Raw genomic sequence first — 11,730 nt, forward strand, 5'->3', positions numbered from 1 at the left:
AAAAACGCTTCCGTGGCCGAGGGGAGGCGACCCCCTACCTTCAATTATCGGGGCGGAGACTAACGAAATAATGGAGCCGTCACGTCGGTACTGGGCCATCGTCGCGCTCGTCGCGTTCCTCGCGGTCGGCGGGGCAGCGATCCGCCGACCGACACTGATCGTCGGTGCGGCCGTCCTCGGTGGCTGGTTGCTCGCCCAGCAGTTCCGGTTCGTCCGAGGTTTGCGCTCGACGGTCGGGACGGTCGATATCGAACAGACCCTCTCTCAGCGCACGGTCACGGCCGGTGACAGCGTCACCGTTGCCCTTTCCGTCACCAAACCGGCGCTGACGACACTCGATCTCGCGGTTACGGCGTCGCCGCCGCTCGGTACGACGGGAGGTGCCGATCCGGACCGGACAGTAGCGTTAGGCGGCCAGGAGGCAACGACCGCGTTCGAACTATCGCTTCCCGTCGCGGGCGAGTTCGAGTTCGACCGGCCGCGCCTCTCCGCGACCGACGCGCTGGGCCTGTTCCGCGCGGTCGTTCCCGTCGGCACCGCCGAATCGATCACCGTCGAACCGCGCGCTCCGAGAGACATGCACATCGGCGAGGCAGGCGACCGGATCGCGACGGGACTCGGCGAACACACCTCGGACCAGCGCGGGTCAGGGCTCGAACCCGCGACGGTCCGACAGTACACTGCGGGCGACGACGTCCGCCGGATCGACTGGAAGGCGACGGCCCGGCTGAACCATCCCCACGTTCGCGAGTTCGAACTCGAAACCGATCCGACGACGGCGCTGTTCGTCGACCACCGTTCGGCGATGGCGACGGGACGCGACGGGCAGACGAAACTCGATTACGCCCGCGAAGTCGCCCTGGCGTTCGTCAACAGCGCGCGGTCGCTACGGAGCCGGGTCGGCCTCTACACAGTCGGGGACGCGGGGACGACGAACGCTCTCTCCCCCCACAGTTCGGCGGAACACTACCGGCGGCTCCGACGCGTTCTCGGCGACCTGCGACCGATCGGTACCGACGAGACGGCGAGCCGAACGCTCCGGCCCCGCAGAACGACGGGCGAGACGAGCCGTGCCGCCGCGTCACTGGCCGACGACGAGTCCCCGTTCGGGCGCACGCTTCGGCCGTACTTCGATGCACGTACGAGCTACGTCCATCGGATCGCGGACCAGCCGCTTGCGAGGACCGTCCGGCAGCAATCCTTACAGTTGAACGACACGGCTTGGTCGATCATCGTCACCGACGATACGAACCGCGAAGCGATCAGAGACGCCGTCACGGTCGGCCGCCGGGGGAACGGGCAGGTCATGGTGTTTCTCACACCGAACACGCTGTTCGAAGCCGGCGGTCTCGCCGACCTGAAGGCCGCCTACGAGGCGTACGCGTCGTTCGAGTCCTTCCGCCGCTCGCTGTCGAGTCTCGAACGGGTTTCGGCGTTCGAAGTCGGGCCGGGACGACGGCTGTCTGCCGTCCTGTCGGCACAGTCTTCGAGACGTGAACGCGCGACGCCGGGGAGGGGATCCACGTGAGTGAGCGCCGATCGGGGTTCGTCACGGTCTCTCATGGCCCGGTCGGTGTACTGGGCGTCATCGTCGCGGCGTCGGCGCTCGCGGTCACTGCGGACCAGTACGGTCTCGTCGGCGGCGCACTGCTGGTCCTCGCGGTGATCTTTCCGCCCCCGTACACCGTCGCGCTGGGGCACGTGCTTCTCGTTGCACTCGATCCGAATGGGCTTTCTCCGGCCGCACTGGTCGCCGTCGAGGCCGGACTGCTCGCGTCGCTCGTCGACGCGAGCGCGTCCACTGCGCGCGGTCGCGATGCGGTCGCGGTGCTGACTGCTGTCGGCCTTGTCGTCGGTGTCGTCTGGGGGAGTCTCCGCTTGGGGGCGACACACTGGACAAGCGTCGGCTTGCTGGCACTCGTTGTCGCACTCGGGAGTTACGGGCTGCACCGCTACGAACTGGTTCGGTTCGACCTCGTGGGGACAGATAGATGAGCGGGAACGAACAGCTATCGACGACCCAGGAGAAAGAGGAACCGACCGCTAGCGACGACGAACGATCGACCGGCGACGGAGACGACGAACTCCAATTACAGGTCGAACTGCTCCGCGAGGAGAACGAACGTCTGCGACGCTCGTACGCGCTGGCGAGGCGGAGTAGCTACCGGCGGAGCGCTCTCGGACTCGCCGCGGTCGGCGTGCTCGCGACGGTCGGTGCCGTACTTTTTCCCACCTCACGGGATGTGTTACTGGCTCTGGGCGGGACGGGGCTGTTCGGTGCCGTCCTGACGTACTACCTCACGCCGGAGCGGTTCGTCGCCGCCGACGTCGGCACCGCAGTGTACGGCGCGATGGCGGACACGGAGGGCGCTATCGTCGACGATCTCGGCCTCACCGACCGGACGGTGTACGTTCCAACCGGTGCGTCGAACCCGGAGGCGTGGCTGTTCGTCCCGCAGCACGCCGAGTACGAGATCCCCGACGGTGACGCGCTCGCCGCCCCGTTCGTCGTCGGCGACGAGCCGAGCGAGCGCGGCGTCTCGATACGGCCGACCGGGAGCCCGCTCGTCCGTGAGTTCGACGCTGTCCGGACGGGCGACCCCGGCGACGACCCGGCTGCCGTCGTTGACCAGTTCGCCGACGCCGTCACCGAGCAGTTCGAACTCGCGGAGAGCCTGAACGCCGATGTCTCACCCGACGAGCGGCGTGCGACGGTCGGCGTGACCGACAGCGCGTTCGGCGGCGTCGACCGGTTCGACCATCCGATCCCGTCCGTTCTCGCTGTGGGATTGGCTGGGGCACTGGACGCGCCAGTCGTTGCCGAGACGACGAGCGGGGACGCTGAGCGCGCGGACTATCTGGTGACGCTCCGCTGGCCCGAGACCGCGACGGCGTGACGGTTCAGCCGTCAGTCATCCGGCCGCCGTCCGCCGTCACTGAATCCGAGCCGGAGTCTGCCGATGTCGACTCGCCGCTCGGCGATTCGACTCCGGCGACTATCTCGTCGACGATCGCCGACGGCGAGACGTCTCCGAGTTCCGCGTCGGCGTTGAGAACGAGGCGGTGTGCGAGGATCGGTTCCGCGAGCGCCTTCACGTCGTCCGGGATGACGTACCCTCGGCCGTGGATCGCCGCACGCGCTTTCGTCGCGTCGAGGAAGGCGAGCGACGCTCGCGGCGACCCGCCGTGTTCGACGTCCGGGTGTGAGCGCGACTCGGCGACAATGTCGATGATGTACTCCCGGACCCGTTCGTCGATGTAGACGTCTGCGACGGTGTCGCGGGCGTCCACGATGTCGTCCCTGTCGACGACCTGCTCGACGCTCGATGCGTCGAGCGTGGGGTCCTCGTCGAACCGCGAGAGCAGCCGCGATTCCTCCTCGCGGTCCGGGATACCGACGGTGAGTTTGAACTGGAAGCGGTCGCGCTGTGCCTCGGGCAGTTCGAAGGTCCCTTCCATCTCGATGGGGTTTTGCGTCGCGATTACCATGAACGGGATCGGCAGTCCGAGCGTCGTCCCCTCGATCGTGACGTGGTCTTCCTGCATCGCTTCGAGCAGTGCGCTCTGAGTCTTCGGCGTCGCGCGGTTGATCTCGTCGGCGACGACGACGTTCGCGAAGACGGGGCCGCGCTGAAGTTCGAACTCTCCGGTGTTCTCTCGATACACCTGCGTCCCGGTGATGTCCGCGGGGAGGATGTCCGGCGTCATCTGGATCCGCGAGTACTCCAGGCCGGAGACCTCGGCGAAGAGGTTCGCCATCGTCGTCTTGGCGGTCCCTGGAACGCCTTCCAGCAGGACGTGGCCGCGCGTCAGCAACGCGATCGTGATACGCTCGATGAGGTCGTCGTTGCCGATAAGCACCGATGACATCTCGTCCCGAGCCTTCTCGTACAACGTCGCCGGATCAGCCATTGTTTTCACGTTCGATGCGGCGCTCCATAATGGCTTGTGTCACCCGTCGGACGCGCTCATCGTTCCAGTCGGGATGCCGGTCGCGGACGGCGGTCGCCACGTCGTCGGCCGAGAGTTCCGGTGGCTCTGACGGCGACTCGCCGGAACTGACGGACGGAACCCGCCTCCCGGCGGTCGGCCACTGCGCCCAGGCGGCGATGGCGATAACGCCGGTCGTCCCGAGCAGTATCTGGAGGACAGACGACCGCTGGACGCTGATGAGGGCGGCCATGAGCGGCGGCACGTGCTCGGAGTGCGAGTAATCGAGCAGGACGCGGTCCGCGGACCCGAACAGTCCCCTGACGAACGCGCGGTTCCCCGGCCGGTCCAGCATCGCGTTGATGAACAGGCTCGGGTCGCCGACGACGACGACTCGTCCGTCGCCGACGGATTCCGCCGTCGCGACCGGATACTCGGACAGTGTTTCGGAATTGTCGAGTTCGTCGTTACGGTTCCCGTCGAAATACGCGTAGGCGGAGGTCGTCGCGAGGACGGTAGTGCCGTTCGGTCGGACGGCAGTTCCGTGGTTCAACGTCAGGCGTTGGACGTCAGTCGGGAGCGAGCGGTTCGAGACGTTGGTCGCGAGCGGGAGCGCCGGCGAGCGGTAGTGTCGGCGTTCGTCGCGCAGCGGCCGCCCGTCGACGCGAGCCCTTGCACCGAGGTCGACCAGCAGCGCGTTGCCGCTGTCGCCGAAGTCGTCCGCGACGACGAGCGTCCCGCCGTTTTCCACGTACTCGCGGAGACGCGCGGCGTCGCGGTCGTCGTACCGCTCGTCCGGAGAGAGGACGAGCGCGATGGAGTCGTTCGTCGCGACGGAGTCGTACTCGTCGACATCGCGGACGACGAACGGTTCCGCTCCGTCCGCCTCCGCGGCGCTCCGCAGGTCTGATGCGCCGTCCCAGCCCGGGTTGAACGCGCCGAATCCGGCCGCCGACGTACTCGCCGCGACGCCGACGGCGAGGACGGTGCCGAGCGCGAGCGCCGCGAGAAGCAGTTGCGGGTATCCGAGGTCGAACGGGGAGCGCATCAGCCGAACACCCCCGGCGGCAGGATTTCGAGGAGTCGCCTGACGACGATGGACGCGAAGACTGCGAGTCCGAGCAGGATGATCCATTTCAACCGCGCCCGCCACCGCGGCGTGACGCCAAGCGACCCGGTGAGTTCGACCACGACGAGAAAGCCGATGAGCGAAACGACGAAAAACAGCTCAAGCGAAAACGCCCCCAACAGCGAGAGAGAGAGGATCGTCGCGAGCAGCCAAGCTACCTGCGCGTGGATGAACTGCCAGCGTCGGCGCGTGGCCATTATTTGTGAGTGATACCGTCGAGATACAAAGTAATGATCCATCCCGCTGTCGAAGTCGGTTTACGGCCGCCCGGTGAACGTGCGGATAGAATGTGGCCCTGGGGACATCTCGCAGTCGGGTATCTGCTCTATTCGGCGTACGTGCGTCGATACGACGGCCGACCGCCGGGCGGAATCGCGGCGTTGGCGCTCGCGTTCGGGACGCAGTTTCCGGACCTGGTCGACAAACCGCTCGCCTGGAGCGTCAGCGTCCTGCCGAACGGCCGGTCGCTCACACATTCGGTACTCGTCGCCGCGGCGGTCGTCTGTCTCGTCGGTCTGGTCTGTCGACGCCTCCGCAACGGGCCTGTCGCCGTCGCGTTCGGTCTCGGATACCTCAGCCATCTCGCCGGCGACGCCCTCCCGGTCGTCCCCGGCGGAACGGCGGACGAACTCGCGTTCCTCCTCTGGCCGCTCCTGCCGCCCGTGGAGTACGACACCCAGCAGGACTTCGCCGCGCACTTTCTGGGGATCGAACCGACGCCGTTTTTCATCTTCCAGATCGCTCTCTTCGCGGCGGCGCTCGTCGTCTGGGTGCGGGACGGCAAGCCCGGAGCGAGCGAGCTGAGAGGCCTTCTCGGGAGACGGGAAGAGAGCCCTCGAACGCGGTGATCGGTCGTCTTACCGGTCCGCGCCGGCGACCGGGTCGTGCCGGGAAACGAGGACGGCGACCAGAAACCCGCTGACGAGACTGACGGCGATTCCGAGCCCCGCGCCGCCGACGAGTATCCGCGGCGAGAGACGGACAACGCCGTCGAAGCCGACGATGGAGCCGACGAGGCGGTTTACCCCGAACGCGACGGGAAACGTCGCGAGAACGCCCAGCACGCTTCCCAGTAGTCCCAGAAACAACGCCCACAGCGTCGTCGTCCCGACGGTCGTCCACCGTGACCATCCAAGCGCACGGAGAACGCTCAGTTCCCGGCGTCGCTGGTAGATCACCGACGACAGGACGTTGGCGGTCAGCGCCAGTCCGCCCGCGACGGCCAACGTAACCAGACTCGCCGCGGCCGCGAGAACGACGGCCCGTTCCCCGAGTATCGCCCGTATCTGCTCCTCGTTCGTCCGGACCTCGTAGTCGGGGTGGGCCCGTTCTATCTCCGCTTTCACCGCGGCCGTCTCTGCGCCGTCACGCACGTCCACGGTGATGAACGTCGCCCGGTCCGAGGCGGTCGTCCCTGTGACCTCCTGGAGTTCGCTCAGATGCATCGTCACGGTGGGCGTCCCCAGAAACCGCGAGTACGTCGGCGAGATGCCGACCACCGTGAACTCGTGGTTCCGCGCGGTTTCGATCGTTCCGCCGACGTGGAGGGTATCGCCGACGGTGACGTCGAAGCGGTTCGCCGTCTGGCGGTCGATCACCAGTTCGTGCGTCATCGGCCCGTCGTAGCTGCCGTTCGCGTAGTGGACATCGTCGTTTCGGAAGGGGTTACCCTCCGCGATAGAGACGGACGGTCCCCGCGCCGGCGCACCCGCCCCGACGTGGGTCTGGAAGTCCGACCCGTTCGGGCTGACGTAGACGGACTGAAACGCCATCGGCACCGCCGTCTCGACACCGTCGCGCGACTCGATACCGTCCGCGACCTCGTGTGCGTCGACCACGGTGTTCTCGATACCGCCGACAGTTCCCGGGTCGAACCTGACTGGGCCGCCGGTCACCCAGAGGTCGCGGTCCGCGGCGTCGAACTTCGTCTCAGCCGTCGCGAGGACGCCGACGCCGACTCCGGCGAGCACCGTCGCCGCGAGGACCGCCAGTGCGATACCGACGACGGCGAGCGTGGTCCGGGCCGGGTCGTGACGGATCCACGCCCCGGCGACGCCGGCCATCGCGCGGAGCCGCTGGACGGCTCGTAACGGTCGGATCACCGCGTTATCACCTCCATCGGCCGGGTGCGATAGCTCAGGTAGACCGGGTACAGCGAGGCGACGACACCGATCACGATAGCCAGACCGATGCCGTAGGGTACCAACACGGGAGAGAAACGGGCGGGCGGGGCGTCACCGACGACCGACGCCGCGATCCGGTTCGTCCCCTCGATACCGGCGGCTCCGAGGCAGACGCCGAGAAGGCCGCCCAGGAGAGCGACCGTGAGTACTTCGACGAGAACGACCAGCGCTCGCGACCGCCGCGTGTAGCCTACCGCCGCCAGCAGTGCGAGCCGTCGGCGGTCGTTCGTGACCTCGAGTCCCATCATCGTCGCGACCGTCAGCGCGCCGACGCCGACGGCCGTGACGAACGCGGCGACGACGACGGCGAGCGGGAGTTCGTCCTCTCCGCTGCGGTCAAGCCCGACGCCGTCCCGCGCGATCACGTTCGTTTCCGGATAGACGCCCTCCAGGTCGCCGCGGACGCTCGGGTCGTTCGTGATGACAAGTATCTGATTCGCGTGGTCGCCCTCGGTCGTCCCCGTGACCGACTGGAGTTCCGCGAGGTGAACGACCGCTATCGGGACCGAGCCGACACCCGCGGAACTCGCACCGTCGACATCCTCGACAGCCACGCGCTGCGTTCGGACGTCTCGCGTTCGAAGCCGAAGGTCTGTGCCTTCGGAAGCGTTCAGCAGGCCGGCCGCGCTCTCGCTCAGGACGACCTCGTTCGTCGGGTCGCCGCCGTAGCTCCCGTTCGCGTACCGGGGGTCGCCCGCGGTCAGTTCGCCGGTCGAGACGCCGGCCACTTCGAAGGGTTCGTCCGACGGCACGACGCCGACGACGAGGACGTACTCCCCGACCCCCGCGGAGGGGTTTTCGAGTCCGACGAACTCCAGCAACACGGGCGAGGCGTGGTCGACCCGGGAGTCGTCGGCGATGGACAGAGCCGTCGCGTGTGAATCCCCCAGTCGGAGGCCGTCCGACGCTACCGTCATCGTCGAGGAGCCGTCGTCCGGAACGATCCAGTAATCCACGTCCTCGCCGCCGACGGTCGCGCCGCTCGCGAGACCGAGCGCTACGCCGGTGACTGCGAGGGTGAATCCGACGGCGACGGCGACGCCGACGACGGTGACGAGCACCCGTCGAGAGCGCCCGCCGACCAGTCTGGCGACGGCGCTCCGGGCACCGACTCCGACCAATCCGACGAACCGTCTCAGCCTCGATCCCTCAGCCATCGTCGACGATCTGTCCGTCCCGTAGGTGGAGAACCCGGTCGGCGCGACGCAGCGCCCGGTCGTCGTGCGACGCGAGCACCACCGCTCTGTCGTCCGCGACCTCGGTCAACAGTTCGAGAACGCGCTCGCCGGTCGCGGAGTCGAGTTCGCCGGTCGGTTCGTCGGCGAGCACGATATCGGGGTCCGTCACGAGCGCGCGGGCGATGGCGACGCGTTGCTGTTCGCCGCCGCTCAGTTCGTCCGGACTGTGTGCGGCCCGGTCACCCAGTCCCACGGTTTCGAGGAGCGATTCGGCGCAGTCGCGCCGGGCGCGCTTCGAACGGCCACGCTGGATCAGCGGGACCGCGACGTTCCCTCGGGCGGAGAGCGAGGGAAGCAGGTAAAAGCGCTGGAAGACGACCCCGACGTGGTCCAACCGGAGTCGGGTTCGGCCGCGGCCCGAGAGCGCCGTTACGTCCGTCCCGGCGAGTTCGATCGTTCCGTCGGACGGTTCGTCGAGGCCGGCGAGGAGATGGAGCAGCGTGGACTTGCCGCTCCCGCTCGGTCCCGCGATTCCGACGACCTCGCCGCGGTCGACGGCCAGCGAGACGCCATCGAGCGCGGTCACGCTCGGACGGTCCGTCGACCGAACTCGCGAGAGCCACCCGTCCGCCCCGCGGGTGTACTCCCGAGTGAGCGACCGGCACGAGAGGAGCGTCTCGTCGTTCGAGCGCGTCTCCGTCTCCATGACCGTCCCATCTCCTCCAGTATTACTGTCCGAGTTCAGCCGGGTCACTCCGGGTCCTCGTCGACGATATCCGTCGGATCCAGTTCGTCTTGCGCGCCGTCGGCACCGTCGTCAGTAGCCACACCGCCGCTGTCCGCCGCAGCGCTCGTCTCGCCCGGCGACCCGGCCGACCCGACCCCGCCGCGGTCACCGAGGGCGGCCGACGCGTCGGAATCGTCAGCGTCGGATCCGTCCCCGCCGAGTCCGCCAGACAGGAAGTGGCGGCCGCCGTTTCGCAGTGTGTAGTAGAGGATGCCGGCGACGACGAGCGACGCGAGCAAAAGCGGGAGGAGTACCCCGCCGGTGCTCTCGTCTTCGTCGCCGGTCCCCGAACCGGTCGTCGCCGTCGTCGTCCGCGGCGGTTCGTAGACCGCGAGTTCGCCTGCGTCGACGCCGGCGATGCCGATCTGATACCGGCCGTTCTCGTTGAACTGTCGCGTGTACGTCACCGTCTCCGAGTCGCCGGTGCCGAGGGTGACCGACTGTCGGTCGACGACCGTCCCGTCGACGGTCAGGTTCACCGTGAACGTCCCCGCAACGTCGGCCGTGTTGTGGACCGTGGCGCTCGCAGTCGTGGCGTTACCTGCCGCGATCCTGTCCGGGTCGAGCGTCACGTCGGAGGTCCGGAGCGCGGACCGGGGCGCGGCCTGCGGTTCCGCGGTCGAGACGGCGAACACCGAGAGCCCGGGCGACGTAGCGGTGTAGCGGTAGCCCGCGTCCGTCGACCCGCGTACCGTGGTGTCGAGTTGTTCCCACTCGCTCCCTGTGTATCGATACAGTGTGACGTCGCCGGGATCGAGTCCGCGCGTTTCGAGAACTGTATCGTCGACAGTGAACGTAAGGGAGACATCGTCAGTCGGCGGGTCCTCGTCGTGAGAGACGTTGATGTACCCGATGTCCGAGTCCGTCCCGTGGACTGAGGGGACGGGCTCGGGCCCCTGCGTCACGGTCATGTCGAAGTCCGTGTCCCGTGTGAACTCGACAGCTACCCGTTCCAGTCTGACGCCCTCGCGGTCGGCGAGCACTGACGACAGGTTGAGGTCGACGGGGTCGTACGCGGTGGCGTCGCGGATCTCGACGGCTGCCCCTTCGCCAGCGTCCGTGACAGCAACGTCCATCTCCGGAGTCGGGTCGCGGCCGTTCGACGGCGGTGCACCGCCGCCCGGCACGGTTCCGCCACCGTCGTCGGGAGCAGTTCCGTGGCCGCCGCCGGACGACAGGCGGAACGTGTCCGTCTCGGTGTACATCGCGCCGTCGGCGTCGACGGCCACGTGAACCCACCGGTAGCGCGTATCCGTCGTCCAGTTATCGAGCGTCTCGACGGTGAGCGACTCGCTCGCCGAACCGTTGACCGCAGTCATCGAAGCGTCGAGACGTTCGCCGCCCTCCGCGGGGACGTACTCCGTGTCCGGGTTCAACTGGGCCGGCGCGACGCTATCGACGAACGTCGGGAGGGAGACCGACCCGACCCGCCGGGCGTCTGTCACCGTCGTCCCGTCGACCGTGACCGTGCCCTCGAAGCGTGCGACGCCGTTCGTCTCGGCGACCGAGTGTTCCACGACGACGTCCTCGGATGCGTTGAAACCTGCCGAGAGGTCCTCTCGGACGTCGACGACGAAGCTCTGGTTCACGTATCCCGTCGTCTCGTCGTAGACGACGACCGTGTGGCCGACGGGACCGTCCGCGTTTTCGACTGACGCGTCGAACGTGAGATTCGTCCCCGGCGTTACCGTCGACTGCCCGTCGATAGTCGTCGGCGCGACCGACGACGCCCCCGTCCGAACGGCCGCCTGATCGACGCCGAGCAGCGTCGCGTCCCCGTCGACAGAGAGGTTCCCGTCCGCGACGACGAGTCCGTCACCGTCCGAGGCGTTCGCCAGCAGTAACACGTACTGTCCGGACTCGGGCGGGTCGAACTGGACGGTCGCCCGGCCGTCAGCGTCGAGTTCTGTATCGCCGACGTGCGTGAACGTCAGGTCCTCGTTGATCTCCCCGAGGTTCATGTCCAGCAACGAGAGCGAGCCGACCTCGGTCCCCAGAATCGTACTCCCGTCACCGGACGGTTCGAGACGCCCGGCGACGAGACGCACGTCCGTCCCGCCGAACTCCGCGGAGCTGCCGCCGGCCCGGACCGCGTCGAACTCGACGGAGACAGTGTCGCCCTCCTCGAACACAGCTATCGGATCCGCGTTCAGGCTCGCCTCGCCGGCGTCCGGGCTCCGGACCCGCCAGTCCGCGTTCGGTACCTGCATGGCCGCGTCGGACTCGTCCGCGCGCAGTGGGAAGATCGCGCGCTCCCAGATATCGACCTCGTCCCGGAGGCGGTCGCCGGCGGCGGTTCCGTGCGTCTCCTCGCCCGACGAGTTGTCCGTTCCCGGTACGACAGCCGCTGACGGTCCGTCGGACGGCATCTCCGATGTGGACGGAACTGCCACCGCGGATCCGGTCGCCGATGCGGTTGACGGTGTAGTGGTGACCGCGACTGCGACGCCGCTCATCACCGAAAGCGGCAGGGCAAGTGCAACGGCAACGACCGTCACACCCCGTGTGCTCGCCATCGGTTTA

At 67.9% G+C, this 11,730-nt stretch carries 11 protein-coding genes; 4 read left to right on the forward strand and 7 right to left on the reverse strand.

The features are described 5' to 3' along the window. The first annotated feature begins 70 nt into the window (after positions 1-70). The 3 genes from EYW42_RS08875 to EYW42_RS08885 are packed head-to-tail and all read left to right on the forward strand — an operon-like array spanning position 71 to position 2,897. Positions 71-1,528, forward strand: coding sequence for a DUF58 domain-containing protein (locus EYW42_RS08875; RefSeq protein WP_135534914.1), 1,458 nt, complete (start codon positions 71-73; stop codon positions 1,526-1,528). Further along, a complete protein-coding gene (locus tag EYW42_RS08880; protein ID WP_135534915.1) occupies positions 1,525-1,995 on the forward strand; it encodes a hypothetical protein in 471 nt (156 codons plus the stop codon). Before EYW42_RS08875 ends, EYW42_RS08880 begins: the two co-directional genes overlap by 4 nt. After that, on the forward strand, positions 1,992-2,897 hold the full coding sequence (locus EYW42_RS08885) for a hypothetical protein (protein WP_135534916.1): 906 nt from the start codon (positions 1,992-1,994) through the stop codon (positions 2,895-2,897). Before EYW42_RS08880 ends, EYW42_RS08885 begins: the two co-directional genes overlap by 4 nt. A gap of 4 nt (positions 2,898-2,901) precedes the next feature. Here the strand turns inward: EYW42_RS08885 and EYW42_RS08890 are convergent, their stop codons facing one another. The 3 genes from EYW42_RS08890 to EYW42_RS08900 are packed head-to-tail and all read right to left on the reverse strand — an operon-like array spanning position 2,902 to position 5,256. Continuing rightward, complete coding sequence (locus EYW42_RS08890) at positions 2,902-3,912, reverse strand: AAA family ATPase (protein ID WP_135534917.1); 1,011 nt, start codon at positions 3,910-3,912, stop codon at positions 2,902-2,904. Next, positions 3,905-4,978, reverse strand: coding sequence for a DUF4350 domain-containing protein (locus tag EYW42_RS08895; RefSeq protein ID WP_135534918.1), 1,074 nt, complete (start codon positions 4,976-4,978; stop codon positions 3,905-3,907). Before EYW42_RS08895 ends, EYW42_RS08890 begins: the two co-directional genes overlap by 8 nt. After that, entirely contained in the window at positions 4,978-5,256 is a 279-nt protein-coding gene (locus EYW42_RS08900) for a hypothetical protein (protein ID WP_135534919.1), read from the reverse strand. Before EYW42_RS08900 ends, EYW42_RS08895 begins: the two co-directional genes overlap by 1 nt. A 90-nt stretch (positions 5,257-5,346) precedes the next feature. Between EYW42_RS08900 and EYW42_RS08905 the strand changes: the two genes are divergently transcribed. After that, the gene (locus tag EYW42_RS08905) at positions 5,347-5,907 is read left to right on the forward strand and encodes a metal-dependent hydrolase (RefSeq protein WP_135535251.1); all 561 of its coding nucleotides are present in this window, start codon (positions 5,347-5,349) and stop codon (positions 5,905-5,907) included. A gap of 9 nt (positions 5,908-5,916) precedes the next feature. On the opposite strand, the gene EYW42_RS08910 is transcribed toward EYW42_RS08905, so the two are convergent. The 4 genes from EYW42_RS08910 to EYW42_RS08925 are packed head-to-tail and all read right to left on the reverse strand — an operon-like array spanning position 5,917 to position 11,723. Beyond that, positions 5,917-7,161 (reverse strand): ABC transporter permease, encoded by a 1,245-nt coding sequence (locus EYW42_RS08910; protein WP_202613853.1) that lies wholly within the window; start codon positions 7,159-7,161, stop codon positions 5,917-5,919. Next, the gene (locus tag EYW42_RS08915) at positions 7,158-8,399 is read right to left on the reverse strand and encodes an FtsX-like permease family protein (RefSeq protein WP_135534920.1); all 1,242 of its coding nucleotides are present in this window, start codon (positions 8,397-8,399) and stop codon (positions 7,158-7,160) included. Before EYW42_RS08915 ends, EYW42_RS08910 begins: the two co-directional genes overlap by 4 nt. Next, a complete protein-coding gene (locus EYW42_RS08920) occupies positions 8,392-9,126 on the reverse strand; it encodes an ABC transporter ATP-binding protein (RefSeq protein ID WP_135534921.1) in 735 nt (244 codons plus the stop codon). Before EYW42_RS08920 ends, EYW42_RS08915 begins: the two co-directional genes overlap by 8 nt. A gap of 44 nt (positions 9,127-9,170) precedes the next feature. After that, complete coding sequence (locus tag EYW42_RS08925) at positions 9,171-11,723, reverse strand: PGF-pre-PGF domain-containing protein (protein WP_135534922.1); 2,553 nt, start codon at positions 11,721-11,723, stop codon at positions 9,171-9,173. Positions 11,724-11,730: the final 7 nt, after the last annotated feature.

The sequence above is a fragment of the Halostella pelagica genome, assembly GCF_004762015.1.
GTDB lineage: Archaea > Halobacteriota > Halobacteria > Halobacteriales > Natronoarchaeaceae > Halostella > Halostella pelagica.